This window comes from Streptomyces sp. LBL, from assembly GCF_029893585.1.
Classification (GTDB): domain Bacteria; phylum Actinomycetota; class Actinomycetes; order Streptomycetales; family Streptomycetaceae; genus Streptomyces.
The window spans coordinates 51,534-73,754 of the sequence record NZ_JARXYX010000005.1 but is presented as its reverse complement, the minus strand read 5'-3'; the positions used below and the strand labels follow the sequence as shown (position 1 = coordinate 73,754).

Here is a 22,221-nt window from a genome sequence, read left to right as displayed (position 1 = left end):
CCCGGGCATTCCGGGGCCGCCCTTGGCGTACCCGTGTCGTGCCCGTCGGCGATACTGGAAGACGCTGCAACGAAGAGGGAAAGGCCACAGACGTGACTGAGATCGAGATCGGGCGCGGCAAGCGCGGCCGCCGGGCGTACGCCTTCGACGACATCGCCGTCGTCCCCAGCCGCCGCACGCGGGACCCGAAGGAGGTCTCGATCACCTGGCAGATCGATGCCTACCGCTTCGAGCTGCCGTTCCTGGCCGCACCCATGGACTCCATCGTCTCCCCGGCCACCGCGATCCGTATCGGCGAGCTCGGCGGCCTCGGCGTGCTGAACCTCGAAGGCCTGTGGACGCGGTACGAGGACCCACAGCCGCTGCTCGACGAGATCGCCGAGCTGGACGTGGACGCCGCGACCCGCCGGCTCCAGGAGATCTACGCCGCTCCCATCAAGGAGGAGCTGATCGGGCAGCGCATCAAGGAGGTGCGTGACTCGGGCGTGGTCACCGCCGCCGCGCTCTCCCCGCAGCGCACGGCCCAGTTCTCCAAGGCGGTCGTGGACGCGGGCGTGGACATCTTCGTCATCCGCGGTACGACGGTCTCGGCGGAGCACGTCTCCGGTTCGCACGAGCCGCTGAACCTGAAGCAGTTCATCTACGAGCTCGACGTCCCGGTGATCGTCGGCGGCTGCGCCACGTACACCGCGGCCCTGCACCTGATGCGCACCGGAGCTGCGGGCGTCCTGGTCGGCTTCGGCGGCGGCGCGGCGCACACCACGCGCAACGTGCTGGGCATCCAGGTCCCGATGGCGACGGCGGTCGCCGACGTGGCGGCTGCCCGCCGCGACTACATGGACGAGTCCGGCGGCCGGTACGTGCACGTGATCGCGGACGGCGGTGTCGGCTGGTCCGGCGACCTGGCCAAGGCGATCGCCTGTGGCGCCGACGCGGTGATGATGGGCTCCCCGCTGGCCCGTGCGACCGACGCGCCGGGCAAGGGGCACCACTGGGGCATGGAGGCCGTCAACGATGAGCTCCCGCGCGGCAAGAAGGTCGACCTCGGCACGGTGGGCACCATCGAGGAGGTCCTCGCCGGCCCGTCCCACACGCCGGACGGCTCGATGAACTTCTTCGGGGCGCTGCGGCGGGCGATGGCGACCACCGGCTACAGCGAGCTGAAGGAGTTCCAGCGCGTCGAGGTGACGGTGGCGGACTCGGTGCATCGGCGGTAGTCCGCGTGGTTTCCGTGGGCCCGTGGTCCGCGTGGGTCCCGTAGTTCCGTAGGACGTGTAGAGGGCCGGTCGTCTCACTTGGGTGAGCGACCGGCCCCTTTCGCATGTCCGGGTGTGTCTGCGGGGGCGCGAGATGTGGGGCGGGGGCGCACGGTTGCCTTCGGGGCGAATTCGGGCTGGTCAGCGGGGTCGCGGGGGGAGCGTTCACGTCGGCGCCCCAGTTGTGTGGGGTGCCCCCTTCCAAGAACAAAGTTCCGGACCCCGGCCCTCGGGGCCCGGCCCGAGTTCCCACGTGCCGCCTACCGGGTCAATGGGTGGCGTCGTGGAAGGGGGCGCCTATGGGCCGCCACCGCAAGCCCACCCGCTGGGACCGGATCCGTCTTCGGATGGTGAAGTGCCGGAGGAGGTGGATCTTGCGGATTCACGGACGGTGAGCGGCCGCCCCCAAACACAGTAGGGGCGGACACCCGTAACCCGTCAGGAGCCGGCCGCAGTACCCGCTGCGGTGGGCTCCACTTTTTGCACGGTACCGGATCCGCCAGGGAGCGGCGCGGCACCGGATGCGGGTTCCCGTCCCCGGGGCGACGGGATCCGCACTCGTACGTTACCGATGCGAGGGAGCCCCGCGCCACCAGCCCTGGAGCCCGGGCAGTCCCGAGCGCCCCCCTCACAGCCGATGCGCCGCCCCCGTAGGCGTGGCCCCCCGCGTGTCCAGCAGCAGCTGGGCCTTCACCGACAGGCCCTGGAGGTCGTACGTGCGGTGCTGCTGGAGCAGGATCGTCAGGTCGGCGTCGGCGGCGGCCTCGTAGAGGGAGTCGGCGCGGGGGACAGGGCGGTCCAGGACGCTCCAGGACGGGATGTGCGGGTCGTGGTAGCTGATGGAGGCGCCGAGCTCCAGCAGGCGGGTCGCGATCTCCTGGGCGGGGGTGGCCTGCTGGTCGGCGAGGTCGGCCTTGTAGGTGACGCCGAGCAGCAGCACGCGGGCGCCACGCGCGGACTTGCCGTGCTCGTTGAGGAGGGCCGCCGCGCGCTGGATGACGTAACGCGGCATCCGGCTGTTGACCTGCTGGGCCAGTTCCACCATGCGCAGGGTCCGGCCGGTCCGGCCGGCCTGGTCCTGCGGGACGGCGTGGCCGCCGACGCCGGGGCCGGGGCGGAAGGCGTGGAAGCCGAACGGCTTGGTCTCCGCGCAGCGGATGACGTCCCAGAGGTCGACGCCGAGGTCGTGGCAGAGGACGGCCATCTCGTTGACGAGGGCGATGTTGACGTGCCGGAAGTTGGTCTCCAGGAGCTGCACGGTCTCCGCCTCGCGCGGTCCACGCGCGCGTACCACCTTGTCGGTGAGACGGCTGTAGAAGGCGGCGGCGGACTCGGTGCAGGCGGGGGTGAGGCCGCCGATCACCTTGGGGGTGTTGGCGGGGGTGTGGTCGCGGTTGCCGGGGTCGACCCGGCTGGGGGAGTAGGCGAGGTGGACGTCGCGGCCCGCGCGCAGACCGGAGCCCTCCTCGATGAGCGGGCGCAGGAAGTCCTCCGTGGTGCCCGGGGGCACGGGCGACTCCAGGATGACCGTGGTGTGCGGGCGCAGGTGGGCCGCCAGGGTACGGGCGGCCCCCTCCACCTGGCTCAGGTCGAGCGCGCCGTCCGCGCCGCGAGGGGTGGGCGCGCAGATGACGACGGTGCGCACCCGGCCCAGCTCGGCCGGGCTGGTGGCGTGCCGGAAGCCCCCCGAGAGCATCCGGCGCAGTTCGGCGGGGCTGAGGGAGCCGGGCTCGGGTCCGGTCCGGTATCCGAGGGTGGAGATGCCGGCGGCGACGGCGGCCTGGGCCAGGGGCAGTCCGTAGGGGCCGAGTCCGATGACGGCGAGATCTGCGGGCATGGCGTGGACCGTCCTTCCCAGTAGCCGAAGCGGGACAGGTGCGCAAGCCCAGTGGACAAGATGGGCGAGTGCAATGTCAGACTAGGAGTAAATATGACCGATATGCTGGATTGATCGCGTGTGTCTCTTCGTGGGTCTGCGCGCGTTGTTCCGCGTGTCCGTGAAGGTTGTCCACAGGCTGGGGCGAGCGATGGCTGAACTCGGGCAAGACGGTCAGAATTTGCGCATGGGGGATACGGACCGGGCCACTCCGTAGGGGTGCGACCGGCACGACCGACAGCGGGAGGCAACGGTGAGGACAGCGACACTGGGACCGGCGCAGCGCGCCGAGTCACTCGCATCAATGGCCGAGCGTGAACTGGACGTGCTGGTGGTGGGCGCGGGAGTGGTCGGCGCGGGCACCGCGCTCGACGCCGTGACCCGGGGCCTGTCCGTGGGCCTGGTCGAGGCGCGTGACTGGGCGTCCGGTACCTCCAGCAGGTCCAGCAAGCTGGTCCACGGCGGCCTGCGCTATCTGGAGATGCTCGACTTCGCCCTCGTCCGCGAGGCGCTGAAGGAACGCGGGCTGCTGCTGGAGCGCCTCGCGCCGCATCTGGTGAAGCCGGTGCCCTTCCTGTACCCGCTCCAGCACAAGGGCTGGGAGCGGCTCTACGCGGGTTCCGGCGTCGCGCTGTACGACGCGATGTCGATGGCCCGCGGGCACGGCCGGGGCCTGCCCTTGCACCGCCATCTGAGCCGCCGTCACGCCCTGCGCGTCGCGCCCGCCTTGAAGAAGGACGCGCTGGTGGGCGCGCTGCAGTACTACGACGCACAGATGGACGACGCCCGCTACGTGGCGACCCTCGTGCGCACCGCGGCGGCGTACGGCGCGAAGACCGCCAACCGCGCGCGGGTGACCGGCTTCCTGCGCGAGGGCGAGCGGGTGGTCGGAGCCCGGGTGCAGGACGTCGAGGCGGGCGGGGAGTACGAGATCCGCGCCAAACAGGTCGTCAACGCCACCGGTGTCTGGACCGACGACACTCAGGCGATGGTGGGCGAGCGCGGCCAGTTCCACGTCCGGGCGTCCAAGGGTATCCACCTGGTCGTCCCCAAGGATCGCATCAGTTCCTCGACCGGCCTGATCCTGCGCACTGAGAAGTCCGTCCTCTTCGTCATCCCGTGGGGCCGGCACTGGATCGTCGGCACGACCGACACCGACTGGGACCTCGACAAAGCCCACCCGGCCGCCTCCAGCGCCGACATCGACTATCTCCTGGAGCATGTGAACTCCGTCCTGGCGGTCCCGCTGACCAGGGACGACGTCCAGGGTGTGTACGCGGGCCTGCGTCCGCTGCTGGCCGGTGAGTCGGACGCCACCAGCAAGCTCTCGCGCGAGCACACGGTGGCGCATCCCGTGCCCGGGCTCGTGGTCGTGGCGGGCGGCAAGTACACGACCTACCGGGTGATGGCGAAGGACGCGGTGGACGAGGCGGTGCACGGCCTCGACATGCGGGTCGCCGAGTGCGTGACGGAGGACGTCCCGCTGCTGGGGGCGGAGGGCTATCGCGCCCTGTGGAACGCCCGGGCGCGGACAGCCGCCCGCACGGGCCTGCACGTCGTGCGCGTGGAGCACCTGCTGAATCGGTACGGCGCGATGACGGAGGAGGTCCTCGACCTCATAGCCGCGGACACCGCGTTGGGTGATCCGTTGCGGGGCGCCGACGACTATCTGCGCGCCGAGGTCGTGTACGCCGCCTCGCACGAGGGCGCACGGCACCTCGACGACGTACTGACCCGGCGCACCCGTATCTCCATCGAGACCTTCGACCGGGGCGTCCGCTGCGCCCGCGAGGCCGCCGAACTGATGGCGCCGGTGCTCGGTTGGGGCACCGACCAGATCGAGCGGGAGATCGAGTACTACGAGAAGCGGGTGGAGGCGGAGCGGGAGTCGCAGCGGCAGCCGGACGATCTGACGGCGGACGTGGCGCGGCTCGGGGCGCCGGACATCACGCAGTTGTAGGCACCCTCGGGGGCTCTGACTCGACATCACCCGAACGAGTGTCGGGAAGCGGGATCTTCGTTCGGAACCCGGCCGTTCTACGAGGTGCGGGGACAGCGCTCGACCGCCGAGCAGGGCGGCGGCGCTGCTCCACACCCGGGCGGCCGGGGTCACGGGAGAGGCTCGTGACCACGCTCGCCGAAGGGGCGGTTGTGCCGTGCGGATGGGGGCGTGAGTGGCCTGCGGCGGGAGGCGGGAGCGGCCCGCGGTGGGGGGCGGGGGCGGGGTGTCCCGGGCTGCGCGGTGGGCTCGGTGTCCCCAGAGGCACCCTGGGCGTCGGGCACTTGTCGGGTGAGGGACAATGGAGGCTCTGTCAGGGCGGGTTGCATGAGGGGACGCATGTCGGAGGCGGAGCGGGCGGGGACATCCCGTCAGGACACTCGTCAGGACAACAGCGGGCGTCTTCTCGCCGGGCGGTACCGGTTGGGAGGCGTGCTCGGTCGCGGCGGCATGGGGACGGTGTGGCGCGCCGAGGACGAGACCCTGGGCCGCACGGTCGCCGTCAAGGAGCTGCGGTTCCCGACCAACATCGACGAGGAAGAGAAACGGCGCCTGATCACGCGGACGCTGCGCGAGGCCAAGGCGATCGCGCGGATCCGCAACAACAGCGCGGTGACGGTCTACGACGTGGTCGAAGAGGATGACCGGCCGTGGATCGTGATGGAACTCGTCGAGGGCAAGTCGCTCGCCGAGGTCATACGGGAGGACGGCCTCCTCGAACCCAGGCGAGCGGCCGAAGTGGGCCTGGCGGTCCTCGATGTGCTGCGGTCCGCGCACCGCGAGGGCATCCTGCACCGTGACGTGAAGCCGTCCAACGTGCTGATCTCCGAGGACGGCCGGGTCGTGCTCACCGACTTCGGCATCGCCCAGGTCGAGGGCGACCCGTCCATCACCTCGACCGGCATGCTCGTCGGCGCCCCGTCCTACATCTCCCCGGAGCGTGCCCGGGGGCACAAGCCCGGTCCGGCGGCCGACCTGTGGTCGCTGGGCGGGCTGTTGTACGCGTCGGTCGAGGGTGTGCCGCCGTACGACAAGGGGTCGGCCATAGCGACCCTGACCGCGGTGATGACCGAGCCGCTGGAGGAACCCAAGAACGCCGGTCCGCTGAAGGACGTCATCTACGGCCTGCTCACCAGGGACCCCGTCAAGCGGCTCGACGACGCCGCCGCGCGGGCGATGCTCAGCGCGGTGATCCACGCGCCGAAGGCCGAGCCCGAGTCGGCGCTGGACGCGACGAAGGTCGTGCCGCTGCCGCCGCAGCCCGACGAGCCCGCGGACAAGGGGAGTCCGGCGAGCGGTGGCGGGTCCAAGCGGGGCGAGGAGTCCGGTGAGCGGTTCCGCGGGGCACTGCGCTCCATGCGGAAGGCCGCTGGGGCGGCGGGAGCTGCGGCGACGTCCGCGGCCGCGGCTCGCACCAAGTCCGGGGGCGGGACAGATGCCTCCAGGGCGGGAACGGGCACGGGAACCGGGACTGGGACTGGTAGTGGATCTGGGGTCGGGCCCGGGGCCGGAGGTGGGACTGGGTCGAAGTCCGGGGCCGGCGCCGGTGGTGGGACGGCCGGTTCGGGGAGTCGCGGTGGCGCGGGTGGCTCGCGTTCCGGTGGCGGATCGGCCGGGGCCGCGGCCGGGCTCGGTGGTGCGGCGGGTTCGGGCACGGGTACTGGTGCGGCGGCCGCGGGTTCCCGTGGCGGTCCGGCGGCTTCGGGGTCGGGAGGCTCCTCCTCTTCGGGCAAGGGTGCGTCGACGGGATCCGTATCCCCCTCCGTATCCCCCTCCGTGCCCCCCTCCCACTCCCCCTCCCCCTCCCCCTCCGCTTCGGCTGCGTCGGGGTCGGCTTCCGCCTCGCGGTCGGGCGCGGTGCCCGGGCCTCGGGACGGGAGCACCCAGGGGGCGAACGGCGGGACGGGCGGCCGGAGTTCCGGGTGGCCCGTGATGACTCCGCCGGACATGCCGCCGCGACCCGTGCCCAGGGCGCCGCTCACCGATGTGGTGCCGCGCAGGACGCTGGTCCTCATCGCGGTGGTCGTGGTGCTCGCCGTCGTGATCGGCATCGTGTTGGCGCTGACGCTCGGCGGCAAGGACGGGCCGGACGGGGCCTTGGGCGGCGGTGCCAAGGTGACGGCCAGTGCGAGCGGGAGCGCCGACACCAAGAAGGACAAGAGTGGGGGCACCCGTACGGACGGTTCGAAGAAACCGTCCGCGGCGGAGAGGCCCGGGTCGGGGCAGCAGAGCGCTTCGGGTGCCGAGACGAGCGCGTCCGGCAAGGGTGCCGGGTCGGGCGGTTCCTCCGGTTCCTCAGCTTCCGCCGGAGACAAGGCGGCTTCCTCCACGCACCAGGGAAGCCAGGGGTACTCGATCCGGCTGCCCAAGGGCTGGAAGTACCGGTCGACGGACGTGGCGGGGGACCGGTTCACCGGGCCCGACGGGCAGAGGCTGCTCGTGGCCTGGACGTCCACGCCCCAGGACGACCCGGTGGCGGACTGGAAGAACCAGGAAAACTCCATGAGGCGCTCCCAGTACCAGAAGATCCGTATAGAGAAGGCGGATTACCGCGGCTGGAACACGGCCGACTGGGAGTTCACCTACACGGACGGTGGGACGCGCTACCGGACGATCGACCGTGGATTCGTCGTCAACAACCACCAGGGATACGCGCTCATGTACACGGCGAAAGCCGCGAATTGGGACAGTGGTCTGCGCGAGGGTACCTGGCAGACGCTGACCGCCACCTTCCAGTCAAAGGCATGAGGAACTGTGCGGTGATCGACTTCTTGTTCGATCCCGGGTTTGGGACGTGAGATCTCGCATCCTCTCTTTGCCGGTTGCCTTCGGCACGTATCGTGAGTGGTTGCGGGCCGTACGCCGCAGGTAGACATGCGGAACGGCGCGCGAGACGAACGGAATTGAGCGACCGGGCGGCCGGGGGAGGCAACGTGGACGACTATGCGGGACGGGTCCTCGCCGACCGCTACCGCCTGCCGCTGCCGCCCTCCGACGAGTACGAACTCACCGAGACCCGGGCCTTCGACACCTACAGTGGACAGGAAGTCCTGGTCAGGCAGGTGCCGTTGCCGGAGGTCGTCGAGGCGGAGGTGCTCGACGCCGAGGGTCTGCCGGACGGTTTCACGGCACGGGACCCGCGAGGAGTACGGGACCGCGGGGCGCGTCGCGTTCCCGGCGGCGGGGACGTACGACGGCCGACGGATCCGGCCGTACGGCGGGCCGTCGAAGCCGCGCAGGCCGCGGCACGGATACCCGACCATCCTCGGCTCGACCAGGTCTTCGATGTGTTCGCCGAGGGCGGGTCGCTGTGGATAGTCAGCGAGTCGGTGGCCGCCCGGCCGTTGGCGGCGCTGCTCGCGGAGAAGCCGCTGACGCCGTACCGGGCGGCCGAGGTCGCCGCGGACGTCCTCACGGCCCTGCGCGTCCTGCACGCTCACGGCTGGATCCACCGGAACGTCACCGCCCGCACGGTGCTCGTCTGCGACGACGGCCGGGTGATGCTGTCCGGCCTGGCGGTCGGCGCGGCGGAAGAGGCGCTGTGCGGGTACGACCCGGTGCCGGTCGAGGACCAGGAATGGGGCGCGGGGGGCGGTGAGCCCGGCGACGGGCGAGGGCCCGCCGGGGGAGCCGCGGGCTCCGGCGGACGGGGTACGGGACCCGGCGGGGCAGGCGCGGGACCTGGCGGGACCGGTGGCGTCGGGGTATCGGTGGGTGCCGGTGGTTCCCGTACGGGCGTTCAGGGTTCCGGAGGCGGCGTTCAGGGGGCCGGTGGTGGTGTTCAGGGCTCTGGAGGCGGCGTATACGGCTCCGGAGGCGGTGCGTACGGCGCACGAGGCGGCGCCGGTTCCCGTGGACCTGTTGGATCCGGTGGCCCCCAGGGGTCCAGTGGCTCGGACGGTCCCCCTGGATCGGGTAGCCCCGGGGGTTCTCAAGGCCCGGTGAGTGCGGTGGGGCTCGACGGGGCCGATGCCGAGGCTGCTCGGCGGGCCGCCATCGAAGCGCGGACCGCCGGCGCACTGCCCGCTGCCGGGGCCGAGACGGCGAACGGTGCGTCCACCGCGCCGGTCAGCCGGGCGGTCGACGCCGGTGCGGACATCAGGGCGGCGCGGGCCGGGGCGATCGCCGCGTATCGCGCGGGGGCGCGGGCCGCGGCCCGGGTCCAGGAGACGCAGAGCGGACGAGCGGCCCTACCGGGAGCGCGTCCCGCCCCGGAGGGTGACCCGGCGGCTCTCCCCCGTGCCCGTCCTGCCCGCGAGGGCGCCCCGGCGGCGCTGCCCAGTGCCCGCCGTGCCCCCGAGGGCGACCCCGCCGCACAGGCCAACGGCTCGGCGCAGCAGTCGCCGTACTCCGGGTCCCACAGCGCGTACGACAAGCCGAACCCCACAGGAAACAGCGCGGAGTACCCGCTGCCCCCCGGTGCCGCCGCGTCCACCGGGCGTTGGGACGAGCCGGCCGCCGGTGCGCCCGTGCGGCGTGGGCCCGCGACCGCCCTGGCCGCAGAGCGGGCCCGGCAGGCGCGGATGGCTGTGGTGGGCCCCGTGACCGAGCGGTGGGCGCCGGAGCAGGCCGGTCCGGTGCACGAGAACTGGCAGTTGGCGGCGCCGATCGGGCCCGCGACCGACCTGTGGGCGCTGGGCGCGCTGCTCTTCCGGGCCGTACAGGGACACGCGCCCTACCCGGAGGAATCGACCGCCGAACTCGTGCAGTTGGTGTGCGCGGAGCCGCCCGCCTTCGCCGAGGAGTGCGGTCCGCTGCGGCCGGTCGTCGAGTCGCTGCTGCGGCAGGACCCGACCGAGCGACTCGACTTCGAGGAACTACGTGGCTGGCTGCGCTCGTTGGTGCGTTCGGCGCCCGAGCCGGAGGCCGGCACGCATGTCGTCGCCGCGCCACCCACCGACACCAGCCGGCTTCCTGTCATACGGCGGCGGGGCGAGCTCGTGCGCAGGCGGCGCGCGGGGCTGCCCGCCCACCACGGACGGCACAAGCGGGCGCGGGAGGAGGCGAGTTCGCCGCGCAGCCTCGGCCGGACCCTGCTGGTGCTGATCCTGCTCCTGCTGGTCGGCGCCCTCACGTACGCCATGCTCTTCATGCCGAAGTCCGACTCCGGGACGAAAGGCGCCGCGGACCGTACCGGGAACGCCGGTGAGGTCAGTCCGGCGCCCGGGCAGTCCCCGGAGGCGAGCAGCGAGCCCCGGCCCGAGCAGACCTCGCCGGACTCGCAGGACAGTTCCTCCACGTCGGCCGGGGCCGGCGAGACCCAGACCACCGGACCTGACGTCGCCGACGGCTTCACCCTGCGCAAGGACACGGAGGGTTTCCAGGTCGCCGTCGCGGGCGGCTGGGACCGCACACCGCTCAACGGGCGCGGTCAGGTGGTGTACAAGCAAGGCAACTTCGAGCTCATCGTCGTACCGGGACGGGACACCGCGGGCGAGGACGGCAGCGACCCGATGGTGTACCAGCGGGAGAAGGAGCCGGAGTTGCAGCCGTACCGCGACTCCAGCTGGGCCACCGCGACCGGGCTGAAGACGATTCAGGTGGGCGGACGGACCATGGCCGAGGGGCAGTTCACCTGGACCGGGGACGACGGGCGCGAGCTGTATGTGCGCAACATCGCGATGCTGATCGGTGGAAAGTACCACGTGGTGCAGGTGCGCGGCCCGGAGGCCGAGCGGGACGAGGTGACCCGGCTGTACGAGCAGGCATCCGGTACCTATCGGGTCACCGGCTGACGGGACACCGTTCGTGGCCCCATGGTTGACTCCCGTCCCGGGAAGCGACAACCGTCACAGTGCGGTCTCCTTGCGGCCCTGCCGGTTCCGTTCGGCGACGACGGGTCTTTACTCTGACCGTGTCAAGAGCATTGCGGGGCAACGTGAATCAGATGCAGGGCCAGCTCCTCGCGGGGCGCTACCGGCTCGCCGACCCGATAGGCGCGGGCGGTATGGGCCGGGTGTGGCGCGCCCATGACGAGGTACTCCACCGGGCCGTCGCGATCAAGGAGTTGACCGCCGCGCTCTACGTGTCCGAGGCCGACCGGACCGTCCTTCTCGCCCGTACCCGGGCCGAGGCGCGCGCGGCCGCCCGGATCAACCACTCCGCCGTCGTCACCGTGCACGACGTGCTGGACCACGACGGCCGGCCGTGGATCGTGATGGAGCTGGTCGAGGGCCACTCGCTGGCCGACGCGGTCAAGGAACAGGGCCGCGTCGAGCCCCTGGAGGCCGCCCGGATCGGGCTGTGGGTGCTGCGGGCGCTGCGCGCCGCGCACTCCGCCGGGGTACTTCACCGCGATGTGAAGCCCGGCAACGTGCTCCTCGGCCGGGACGGCCGTGTCCTCCTCACCGACTTCGGTATCGCCCAGATCGAGGGCGACACGACCATCACGCGTACGGGAGAGGTCGTCGGCTCGGTCGACTACCTCGCCCCGGAGCGGATCCGCGGCCACGACCCGGGAGCCTCGTCCGACCTGTGGGCGCTCGGCGCCACGCTGTACACGGCGGTCGAGGGCAGGTCGCCGTTCCGCCGGACGACACCGCTGACCACCATGCAGGCGGTCGTGGAGGAGGAACCCGCCGAACCGCGCTACGCCGGCCCACTCGCGCCCGTCATCACCGCGCTGCTGTCCAAGGACCCGGCCGTGCGGCCCGACATGGCCGCGGCAGAGCAGATGCTCGCCGAGGCGGCGGAGGGACGACGATCGAGCGCCGCCCAGGCGTATGTGCCGACGAGACATGAGGGTTCCCGCACCGTGGATTCCGGTCACATGGCGGGCGGCCCCGTGGTGGGCGGCCCCATGACGGGCGGTCACATGGCAGGTAGCCCCGAGGCGGGCGGTCCCGTGCCGGGCGGCGCCATGGCGGGCGGTCCCGTGCCGGGCGGCGCCATGGCGGGCGGTCACATGACGGGTGGGCCCATGGTCGCGGGGCCCATGGTCGCGGGGCCCATGGGTTCCCACACCACCGGTTCCCAGCACACCGGTTCCCACCAGGACGCGGCGGCCCGGTCGGGAGCGAACGGACCGGTGACCACGCCGGCGACCGGTACGCCGTACCCAGGTGCGACCGGCCCCACCGTGCTCGGCCCGGCGCACCACACCGCCATCGCCCCCACGCAGCCGCCCAAGCGTCGCCGTCTGCGCGTGCTGGCTCTCGTCGTCGCCCTGGCCACGATCATCGGCGGGGGTATGGCCGTGGGCCTGAAGGCGTGGGACGAGGCGCGGCAGCGGGAAAAGGCCGCCCAGGCCTCCGACCTGCCGACGCCCACGGGCCCGAGCGGGAGCGGACAGGCCCCGGAGGGAGGAGTTCCGGCCTCGTGGGTCCGGCGCGACGACCCGGTGGGCTTCAGCCTCTATCTGCCCAAGGGCTGGGAGCGGAAGGTCTTCGGCCCGCAGGGCGATTTCCAGCAGATCGACTACACGCCGGACGGCGGCCGGCACTTCGTGCGGATCGCCATCGACGAGTCACCGGACTTCGCCGACGCCAAGTCCCACCAGGAGGATCTCGAGCAGCAGCTCCAGAAATTGGTCGACTACCAGCAGGTGACCATGGCGGAAAACACCTATCGAGACTGCAAAGGCTCGCTGTGGGAGTACACCTGGACGGCGTTGGCCAAGGATCCGCCCTACGTCGCCGGGCCGCGCCATGCCATCGAGCAGATGTACTTCTCGCGGGACGGCGTCGAGTACGCGATCTACTTGTCTTCCCCGGAGAAGGACTGGGAGGAGATGAGCAAGCAGTTCAAGTGGATTCTGCAGGGCTGGCAACAGCCGCTGTAATAAGGCCAGTTGACCCCCGTTGCTTCCCGTTGCTCTTCCGGGTAGGCATGATGTGAACATGCCCTAACCATCTGAGTGGTCACTACAGGGGGCAGAGCTTGAAGAGGATCGTCATTCGGCTGCTCGCGATCGTCGCGGCCACCGTGGCGATTCCCGCGATGCTGACCGACCCCGCCACCTCCTTCCGCGCGGTGGCGGGCCCGGGAGTAGACAGGTGTTCGCTCCCGGGTCGTTCTGTCGGCCTGGGGCAGCACGTGTACTGACCGAGAGGTCGGAGGAGTGGCGTCGGGCGGCGACCGGATTTCGAGGGCGCGGACGCCATCTGCGGCATAATGGGGCGCATGGGGACCGAGTGGGCAAACTCCCGCGTGATTGCGGGCCGTTACCGGCTCGAGGCGCAGCTCGGGCGCGGAGGTATGGGGGTCGTCTGGCGGGCGAGCGACCAGCTGCTCGGCCGGAGCGTGGCGGTCAAGGAACTCCCTCTCGACGAGACGCTCTCCGCCGAGGGAGCCCGGCGGCAGCGGGAGCGGACCCTGCGCGAGGCGAGTGCGGTCGCCCAGCTGAGCCATCCGCACATCATCGTGGTCCACGACGTCGTCGAGCACGACGAACGCCCGTACATCGTCATGGAGTTGATCGAGGGCGGCTCGCTCGCCGAGCGGATCGCCGCGCACGGCCCGGTCGACGCCGACGAGGCCGCCCGGATCGGCATCGCCCTGCTGGGCGCGTTGCGCGCGGCGCACGCGGCCGGGGTCCTGCACCGCGACATCAAACCCGCGAACGTCCTGGTGGAGGAGGGCACCGGCCGCGTCGTCCTCACCGACTTCGGTATCGCCCAGGTCGCGGGCGCCGCCACGCTCACCGAGACCGGTGCCTTCGTCGGCTCGCCCGAGTACACCGCGCCCGAGCGGATGTCCGGGGCCGGCACCGGTCCGCCCTCCGACCTGTGGTCACTGGGCGCGCTGCTGTGCACGGTCCTGAGCGGTGAGTCGCCGTTCCGTCGCGATTCGCTGGGCGGCATCCTGCACGCCGTCGTCTCCGCCGAGATCCGGCCGCCCGCTCAGGCCACGCCGATCCTGTCGGTCGTACGGGGCCTCCTCGAACGCGATCCCGACCGACGGCTGGACGCGGAGCGGGCCGAGCGGATGCTGCGGACCTTCCGGGACACCGGCCGCACGCCCTCGCCTCCGCCGCCCGGGCGCACCCACACCCTGTCGCTCGGCCGCGCCCGGACGGGGCCGGCCGACGACACCCCCGCCACCCCGCCCGGCCACACGCCGAAGCCGCCGTCGGACCGCCCGTCGGATCTGCCGTCGGATCTGCCGTCGGACCGCCCGTCGGATCTGCCGTCCGGGTCCGCCCCGCCCCAGCCGGACGAGCCCGCCCGGCCCCCGGCGGCCTTTCCCTGGCGCTCCCCGCGAGGCGTGCTGATCACCGCGCTGCTGGTCGCCGCGATGGCCGGCGCGGGCGTGTCCGCGGCGGCGCTGCTGATGAGCGATGGCGCCAACGGCGCGGGTACGCGGATGAGTTCGGCACCCTACTCATCGACGAGTGCGAGTGCGAGCCCGAGCCCGAGCCCGAGCACGAGCACGAGGCCGAGCCCGAGTGGGGGCCTGAGCGGGGGCCCGAGTGGAGGCCTGAGTGGAGGCCTGAGCCCGAGTGGGAGCTCCGCCCCCTCCGGCTACCACCTCTCCCGCGATCCCGCCGGGTTCATGCTCGCCGTGCCGGACGGCTTCACCCGCGAACCGCAGGGCGAGCGGATCTTCTACATGTCACCGTGGAACACCTTCCGCCTCGGTATCAGGGTCGCCGACCCCGACACGGGCGCCCCGCTGACCGTGCTGCGACGGGCGGCGGCCGAGGGCCCGGACACCAACCCCGGATACCGCGAGGGCCGGGTCACCCGGGTCGCGCACCGTGGACGTCCGGCCGCGCTCTGGGAGTTCACCTGGGACGGATTCAGCGCGGCGGAGGGCCCCCGGCACACGTACGACCTGTGCTGGGAGGAGGACGGACGGCTGTACGACGTCTGGGTCTCGGCGCCGGTCGTAAAGGTGCCGGAGGCGAAGGAGTACTTCGACGTCGCGGTCGACACCTTGGTCACGGGTCGGTGACCGGAAAGCGTTCGAGGTGGCTTCCGGACCGGTTGGCGCGATATGGATGAACCATGAGCAGCGACGGGGGAGTCCCTCAAGGGTCCGACGAGCCAACGAGTTTCGCTCTGCACCCTCCAAATCCGCCAAATCCGCCGAATCCGCCGGGCCCGCCGGTGGCCGTGCCGCACCCCGGCAACCCGTACGCCCTGCCCACCCAGGTCGTGCCACCGCAGCCGGAGCCGGAGCCGCAGCCGCAGCCGCAGCCGGAGCCGGAGCCGCAGCCGGAGCCCGCGCAACCGAGACCGGCCCAGCCGACTCAGCCGACTCAGCCGGCCCAATCGGCGCAGGCACCTCCCACGCCGCACCCCGGCACCGGACGACTCATCGCCGGCCGCTACCGGCTGCTCGCCAAGCTCGGACACGGCGGTATGGGCACGGTGTGGCGGGCCAGGGACGAGACGGTGGAGCGCGAGGTCGCCGTCAAGGAGCCCCTGCTTCCGGACCACCTTCCCGAGCGTGAACGGGCCACGGCGTACGAGCGGATGCGCCGCGAGGCACGTGCCGCCGCCCGGCTCGACCATCCGGCCGTGGTGAACGTCCATGACGTGGCGGTCGTGGACGGCCGACCGTGGATCGTGATGGAGCTGGTGCAGGGCCGTTCGCTGGGCGACGCGTTGCAGGAGGGCACCCTCGGGGCCCGCGAAGCGGCGAAAACCGGCCTTGAGGTGCTGGGCGCGCTGGAGGCCGCGCACGCGGCGGGCATCCTGCACCGGGACGTCAAGCCGGACAACGTCCTCCTGGGCCGGCACGAGCGGGTCGTACTCACCGACTTCGGGATCGCGCAGATCGAGGGCGAGACCAATCTGACCGACACCGGCGGCTTCGTCGGCTCACCCGAGTACATCGCGCCGGAACGGGTGCTGGGCCAGCGCCCCGGCCCGGCCAGCGACCTCTGGTCCCTCGGCGTGGTCCTGTACGCGGCCACGGAGGGCGTCTCCCCGTTCCGCCGCAGCAACACGCCCGCCACCCTCCAGTCCGTGCTCAACGCGACCCCGGCACCGCCCGCCGCGGCGCACGGCCCGCTCGCCGAGGCCATCAACGGCCTGCTCCAGAAGGACCCGGCACGCCGCCCCAACGCCACCCAGGTCCGCGACCTGCTGGAACGCGCCGCGAATCCGCCGACCCCGGCCCCGGCACCGACACAGGTCGTCCAGCTCACCGGCGCTCCCGCGACCGGGGGCGGCATCCGGCTCGGCCTCAAGACCCTGCTCGGTCTCGGTGCCGCGGTCGTCGCGGCGGCGGTGGCGGCGTACCTGGTGAACGCGGATCCGTTCGCGGGACCGCTGCCGGACGGTTGGAAGACGGTGTCCGTGACGGATGTCGCCGCGACGCCGGCGGTGCCCGACGGCTACAAGAAATCCGGGCCCGACCGGGAGACCGACAAGGGCCACTGGGTGACGTACACCGATGCGAGCGGCGCCATCTGGATCAGCCTGGCCCTGGAGAAGAAGTCCGAGGACACGGCCGGCGACATCGCGGGCTCCGCGGCCGCCGAGATGTACGACGACGACGGCGAGTTCAAGCAGAGCGGCAGCTACCAGTTCGACATGCCCGCGGGGTCGAAGACCACTCCCGAAGAGACGACGTACCAGGGTAAGAAGGCCGCCGAGAACACGGTCATCTACACCACCGACGACACGCAGCACCCTCGCCCTCGCGAGCTGCGGATCTTCTACTACAAGAACTCCACCGGCGACATGTACAAGCTTTCCATCGGCTACCCGGGCAAGGGCGACTTCACGGAGCGCGGACGCGAGGTGGCCAGGGCAGCGATCGCCAACCTGGATGTCGACAAACTGTGAGCCGTTTCGCGCCAAGGGCTCGCCCCCGTCGGCTGGTGATCGGCGCCGGGCAGGGTTCACCCCCCGTACACGCCGTATCGATTCTCGCTTCACCGGCTCCCGATGGGAACTGATTCGTCCGTTTCCCGATCACTCACCGCGTGTGGCTGATTCCGTATCACTGAGCGCTCTCAGGAGCCGTCGTAGATCAAACCGCCCTTGACGTGCACAGCTAAGGGCGGCTTAAAGTCCTGGCACTTTCTGGGACTTGTGTGACTCCGAGGTGGGGGCTGTGGAGTCGGGGGGCGGGGAAATGAGTGCGTCCACGGGGCGTTCCGGTAGACCGAGCCGGACGCGCAGGCCGTTTCTGGTGGCTGTCGCAGGCGCCGTGTTCGTGGGAGTCGTACAGCCTGTCGCCTTCGCACCGTCCGCAACCGCTGCGGAGTCGACGGCCGCGGTGACGGCGGGCAAGCACGCGGTGACGGCGGGCAAGCACGCGGTGACGGCGGGCAAGGACGTGGTGGCGGCAGGCAAGAGGGCGCCCGAGTCGGCTGCCACGCCGCAGGCGGCCCAGGAGGCCGCCGAGGCCGGTGGCTCGGACGTGGAGATCACGTCCCTGCGCAGCGAGTCGGGCGAGGTGTACGCCACTCCGGACGGACAGTTGGAGGAGGTGTAGCACCTCAAGCCGGTCCGTACCCGGGCCGACGGGCAGTGGAAGGCGATCGACAACATCCTGGCCGAGCGGTCCGACGGCACAGTGACGCCGAACGCCGCCGCGGTCGGCATCGCGTTCTCCGGCGGGGGCGCGGGACCGCTCGTCACCCTCGAACGCACCGGCAAGGAGCTGTCGTTCTCGTGGCCTGCCCCGCTGCCGGCCCCGGCGCTGGACGGCGACACCGCGACGTATGCCGACGTGCTTCCGGACGTTGACCTGAGGATGCGCGCAACCGCGGACGGGTTCGCGCAGTTGCTGGTGGTGAAAACGTCGGAGGCGGCGAAGAACCCGACGCTCGCGGAGCTGAAGCTGGCCGTCGAGTCACCGGGGCTGGATCTGCGGGCCACGGAATCCGGCGGTCTGGAGGCGGTCGACGAGGCCATGGGCGGCGTAGTGTTCCAGGCGCCCAAGCCTGTCATGTGGGACTCCGGCACGCAGCCGTCCGCGGCCTCCGCTGCCCGCACTCTCACCGGTGTGTCCACGTCCACATCCGTGTCCACGGAGGACGCCACCGACGGCCCGGGTGACGCCGCCAAGGTCGCCTCCGTCGACGTCGGCGTCACCGCGGACGGCGGCCAGTTGCACCTCACCCCGGACCAGGGCATGTTGACGGCCCCTGACACAACGTTCCCGGTCTTCATCGACCCGATGACCTACACCCCGAAGGCGGGGGAGTGGACGATGGCGCACCGCGGCGGCCATCCCCTCCGTGACGGGGGAGGAGGCCCTGGCGGGAACCTATCTGTCTAGCACCGTCTACAACCTCGACGGCACCGTCCAGTCCAAGAGCTACCCGGCGGCCGGTTCCCTGGCATCCGAGATCCTCACTCCGACCTACGACGAGATCGGGCGGCTCAAGAAACTCGGCGCGGCCGGTGGCGTCACCTATGTCACCGACACCACCTACAACTACGTGGGCAAGCCGCTGCAGTTCGTCTATCAAGCGGCCGGCGCGAAGGAAACGAAGGTCACCAGCGACTACCAGTGGGGAACCCAGCGGCTGGCCAACAGCCGCCTCGACCGTGAGGATGTGCCCGGTACCGACCGGTCCGCGACCTACGCGTACGACGAGGCCGGCAACGTCACCTCCATCTCGGACGTGTCCCGCTCCGGCACAGACACCCAGTGCTTCCAGTACGACCATCTGACCCGCCTCACCGAGGCCTGGACCCAGGGCACGACGAGCTGCTCCGCCACCCCGAGCGGCTCGGTGCTCGGCGGACCGGCCGCGTACTGGCACTCCTACATCTACGACAAGAGCGGCAACCGCACCGGCGAGACCCGGCACGACACGGCCGGCGACACCACCAAGGACGTCAAGCGCACCTACAGTTACCCGGCGGCCGGCGGCATCCGCCCGCACGCGGTCACCAGCATCGACACCGTCGGCCCGACGGGCACGGCGACCGACAGCTTCACCTACACGGCGACCGGTGACACCGAGAACCGGACCGTCGGCGGCAACAAGCAGACCCTTGAGTGGGACGCCGAGGGTCACCTCGCCAAGGTGACCGAACCGACCAGCGGCGGCGGCACCAAAGCGACGTCGTACGTGTACGACGCCGACGGCGAGCGCCTGATCCGCCGCACGGACGCGGAGACCACCGTCTACCTCGGGGGCATGGAACTCACCCTCGCCAAGGGCGCCACCGCCGACAAGGCGACCCGCTACTACGACCTCGGCGGCGGCAACCAGGCCATCCGCACCGACGACAACAAGCTCGCCTTCCTCATCGGCGACCACCACGGCACCTCCGAGATCGCCGTCAACGCCGCCGACCTGACGATGCGGCAGCGCCGCTCCACCCCGTTCGGCGGCACTCGCGGCAGCCCGCCCACCGGCTGGCCGGGGGAGAAGGGCTTCGTCGGCGGCCCCCAGGACACGACGACCGGTCTGACCCACCTCGGGGCGCGGGAGTACGACCCGGCGACGGGCCGCTTCCTCTCCGTCGACCCGCTCCTGAACACGGACGACCCGCAGTCCCTCAACGCCTACGCCTACAGCGACAACAACCCGGTCACCCTGAGTGACCCCGCCGGAACCGAGATCGGCTCACGCCCCAACTCCTGCCAGTACTCGCTGGACTACTGCTCCAGGGAGGTCCAGGAGTCGGTCGGCTACAACCCGGTCACCAAGCGGGCGACCCCGAGTCAGCAGACCGTCAACGTCGGCAAGGCACGGGCGATCAAGCAGACGCCCGTCATCGAGGTCGTCAAGAAGGTCGGCTGGGATCTCTTCAAGGACTACATCGGCTGGAACGACTTCAAGGGTTGCACGGGCGGCAGCGTCTCGGGCTGCGCCAACCTGCTGTTGAACGCCGTCCCCTGGACGGCGATGTTCAAGAAGGGCGCCCAGCTCATCAAGGGCGCCTGGAAGATCGCCAAGGCGGTACGGAAGTGGCGCAAGGAGCAGAAGTGGGCCGACGAGATCCTGGAGTCGGCCGCCTCCTGCGAGGTCGAGCACAGCTTTCTGCCGGGCACGAAGGTCCTGCTCGCCGACGGCACGACGAGGAACATCGAGGACCTGAGAACGGGTGACGTCGTCCTCGTCACCGACCCGGAGACCGGAAAGACCGTCAAACGCAAGGTCGTCCGCACCATCACCACGGAGGACGACAAGGACTTCACGCTCCTCACCGTGACCACCAAGTCCGGCCCCTCCACGCTCACGGCCACGGACACCCACCCCTTCTGGGTCCCCGACGTCGGCAGGTGGGTCGACGCCGGCGACCTCAAGCCCGGCCGGCACCTGCGCACCAGCGCGGGCACCAACGTCCAGATCTCCGCGGTCCAGCACTACACGAAGCGACAGCGCACACACGACCTCACGATCGACGAGGTCCACACGTACTATGTGCTGGCGGGGGCTACGCCGGTACTCGTTCACAACAGCAACTGCGGAATTGGTCGGGAGCTGATCGGTGACGAGAGGGCGGATCACATCCTTGATGGTCACAGGTACCCGGGGGCGCCCGGTAAGGACGCTTTCCCACAGGGGTGGTCTGATGACCAGATTTTGGATGCTGTTGCTGACGTGGTGACGAGTCCAAATAGTCAAAGGACCTGGTACAAGGGATCTGCTGTGCATGCCGAGAGAACCCTGAAGACCAGGAAGGGCGAACCTGCGGTTCAGAATGTGATCGGGTCAGTGGGAGGGGTGAGAATGCTGGTGCGTTACGAACCTCTCACTGGGAAGGTGCTCACAGCGTTCCCGCACTGAGGAAATGGTTCACCCGATCCGGGTGTAGCGAATTCGATGATTGGAGGATTAATGGAGAGAGATGCGAATCTGATGGAACTGTTGCATCGTTTGGACGATCCCGAATGTCCAGAAACGCCAGCTGACTACAATGCGGCCGATGCTGCAGCTTCGTTCAGCCGTCTGGCTGTGCAGGTTGGTTCTCGCTTCTCGACGCCTTGTGAAATCGATCGAGACATCCAGGACTCCGCGCAGTACGGACGAATCGAAGTGCCGGGGGAAGCCACAGTCTGTGGGACGAGTATTGTTGCCCTGGTGAGCAAGTTCAAGCCATTGGCAATGGTGGCGGCCGATAACCCTGGCGCCTTCTTGGGTACGGATGAAGCGCAGGCTGAAGGCGAGCTCGACGCGAATGACCTTGAGAAGGTAGAGCAAGTTCTCGCTGAATCGGGATACATCACGATTCCGGAAGAACTTCTTGAAAGAAGCTATGGCGGGCCCACTCTCTTGCGTTTCCACGGTTCTGGGGAGCCGAGTTGGTGGGACCGGTTCTTCGGTTCTTTCTGATGGGTCTCAAGTATCGGGTTCCGTAACGTTGGTTCTCATGGACCGCATGGGATTCGTTACCCGATTCGACCCAGCCGCGCCATGAGAAGGACCATGCAGTGGCAAAGATCAGCCCCGCCGAGCTGTGCTTGGCGGGGCTGATCTGGCGTTTGACGGCAGTAGTTGACGGCAACGTCAGCGGACGCCAGTGGCGCGGGGTGGTGGTTCGTCGCCGCCGGAGCGGGCCGTCTCGGTGGTTTCCCGGCTGCCGAGCGCGGTGCCGAGGGTGTCGATGGCGTCGCGCTGGAGGCGGAGTCGGACGTGGGCGTAGACGGTGGCGGTGACGCCGATGTGGGCGTGGCCGAGGAGTTCCTTGATCACGACGAGTTCGACGCCCTGTTCCAGGAGCAGGGTGGCGGTCGAGTGGCGGAGGTCGTGGAAGCGGATGCGGCGGAGGCCGGCCTTGCGGAGGAGCGTGGTGAAGGCGCGGGTGAGGTTGGTCGGGTCGATCGTTTTGCCCCGCGCAGTCGTGAACACGTGCCCGTTGTACTGCCACGCCGCGGCCTCACGCTCGCGCTACTTTTGTTCGCGGTGGAACCGCACGGGTCAAAGTCCACTCCACCGCCCTCACCCGTGGAGCCGTCTGACGGCAACGCCGACGACAATACGGGCGCACAACACGGCACTTCCATGTACACCCGCGTACACGCCGAAATGACGCTCGCCAGTGAAATCGCCGATGACAGCCCCCGACGCGCACACGCACTATGTACTGGCGGGCGAGGCTCCGGTCCTCGTTCACAATTCCAGTTGCCCTGCAAGTGCCGCCTATGGTGAGCGTTTATACGTGTCGCGGAGTCCCAACCGGGCGGATGCGCAGGTGGAATCCTGGCGGTGGCCACCACGGCGAGGG

13 protein-coding genes and 1 pseudogene are annotated in these 22,221 nt (G+C 70.5%); 12 read left to right on the top strand and 2 right to left on the bottom strand.

Annotation, left to right across the window (positions count from 1 at the left end; translation table 11 throughout):
• Positions 1 to 92: 92 nt before the first annotated feature.
• Entirely contained in the window at positions 93 to 1,217 is a 1,125-nt protein-coding gene (locus M2271_RS07305) for a GuaB3 family IMP dehydrogenase-related protein (protein WP_280886295.1), read from the top strand.
• A gap of 667 nt (positions 1,218 to 1,884) precedes the next feature.
• On the opposite strand, the gene M2271_RS07300 is transcribed toward M2271_RS07305, so the two are convergent.
• Positions 1,885 to 3,093 carry a nucleotide sugar dehydrogenase gene (locus tag M2271_RS07300; RefSeq protein WP_280886294.1) on the bottom strand — a complete coding sequence of 403 codons (1,209 nt, stop codon included), beginning with the start codon at positions 3,091 to 3,093 and terminating at the stop codon, positions 1,885 to 1,887.
• Positions 3,094 to 3,385: 292 nt separating this feature from the next.
• Between M2271_RS07300 and M2271_RS07295 the strand changes: the two genes are divergently transcribed.
• The 11 genes from M2271_RS07295 (at position 3,386) to M2271_RS07245 (ending at position 21,329) form a co-directional block, all read left to right on the top strand.
• Complete coding sequence (locus tag M2271_RS07295) at positions 3,386 to 5,092, top strand: glycerol-3-phosphate dehydrogenase/oxidase (protein ID WP_280886293.1); 1,707 nt, start codon at positions 3,386 to 3,388, stop codon at positions 5,090 to 5,092.
• A 378-nt stretch (positions 5,093 to 5,470) separates the two neighbouring features.
• Positions 5,471 to 7,879 (top strand): serine/threonine-protein kinase, encoded by a 2,409-nt coding sequence (locus tag M2271_RS07290; protein WP_280886503.1) that lies wholly within the window; start codon positions 5,471 to 5,473, stop codon positions 7,877 to 7,879.
• 185 nt (positions 7,880 to 8,064) lie between these two features.
• Entirely contained in the window at positions 8,065 to 10,866 is a 2,802-nt protein-coding gene (locus M2271_RS07285) for a protein kinase (RefSeq protein ID WP_280886292.1), read from the top strand.
• A 152-nt stretch (positions 10,867 to 11,018) separates the two neighbouring features.
• Positions 11,019 to 12,911, top strand: coding sequence for a serine/threonine-protein kinase (locus M2271_RS07280; protein WP_280886291.1), 1,893 nt, complete (start codon positions 11,019 to 11,021; stop codon positions 12,909 to 12,911).
• Between the two features lie 98 nt (positions 12,912 to 13,009).
• A complete protein-coding gene (locus M2271_RS07275; RefSeq protein WP_280886290.1) occupies positions 13,010 to 13,174 on the top strand; it encodes a hypothetical protein in 165 nt (54 codons plus the stop codon).
• 78 nt (positions 13,175 to 13,252) lie between these two features.
• On the top strand, positions 13,253 to 15,025 hold the full coding sequence (locus M2271_RS07270) for a serine/threonine-protein kinase (RefSeq protein WP_280886289.1): 1,773 nt from the start codon (positions 13,253 to 13,255) through the stop codon (positions 15,023 to 15,025).
• Positions 15,026 to 15,078: 53 nt separating this feature from the next.
• On the top strand, positions 15,079 to 16,869 hold the full coding sequence (locus M2271_RS07265) for a serine/threonine-protein kinase (protein ID WP_280886288.1): 1,791 nt from the start codon (positions 15,079 to 15,081) through the stop codon (positions 16,867 to 16,869).
• Between the two features lie 349 nt (positions 16,870 to 17,218).
• Complete coding sequence (locus M2271_RS07260; RefSeq protein WP_280886287.1) at positions 17,219 to 17,524, top strand: hypothetical protein; 306 nt, start codon at positions 17,219 to 17,221, stop codon at positions 17,522 to 17,524.
• 81 nt (positions 17,525 to 17,605) lie between these two features.
• Positions 17,606 to 18,313 (top strand): hypothetical protein, encoded by a 708-nt coding sequence (locus M2271_RS07255; RefSeq protein ID WP_280886286.1) that lies wholly within the window; start codon positions 17,606 to 17,608, stop codon positions 18,311 to 18,313.
• On the top strand, positions 18,273 to 20,783 hold the full coding sequence (locus tag M2271_RS07250) for an RHS repeat-associated core domain-containing protein (protein WP_280886285.1): 2,511 nt from the start codon (positions 18,273 to 18,275) through the stop codon (positions 20,781 to 20,783). The genes M2271_RS07255 and M2271_RS07250 overlap by 41 nt, the downstream gene beginning before the upstream one ends.
• A 72-nt stretch (positions 20,784 to 20,855) precedes the next feature.
• On the top strand, positions 20,856 to 21,329 hold the full coding sequence (locus M2271_RS07245) for a hypothetical protein (protein WP_280886284.1): 474 nt from the start codon (positions 20,856 to 20,858) through the stop codon (positions 21,327 to 21,329).
• Between the two features lie 174 nt (positions 21,330 to 21,503).
• Here M2271_RS07245 and M2271_RS07240 read toward each other — a convergent pair.
• Positions 21,504 to 21,911, bottom strand: a pseudogene (locus M2271_RS07240) (tyrosine-type recombinase/integrase); the annotation flags it as partial.
• Between the last annotated feature and the right edge of the window lie 310 nt (positions 21,912 to 22,221).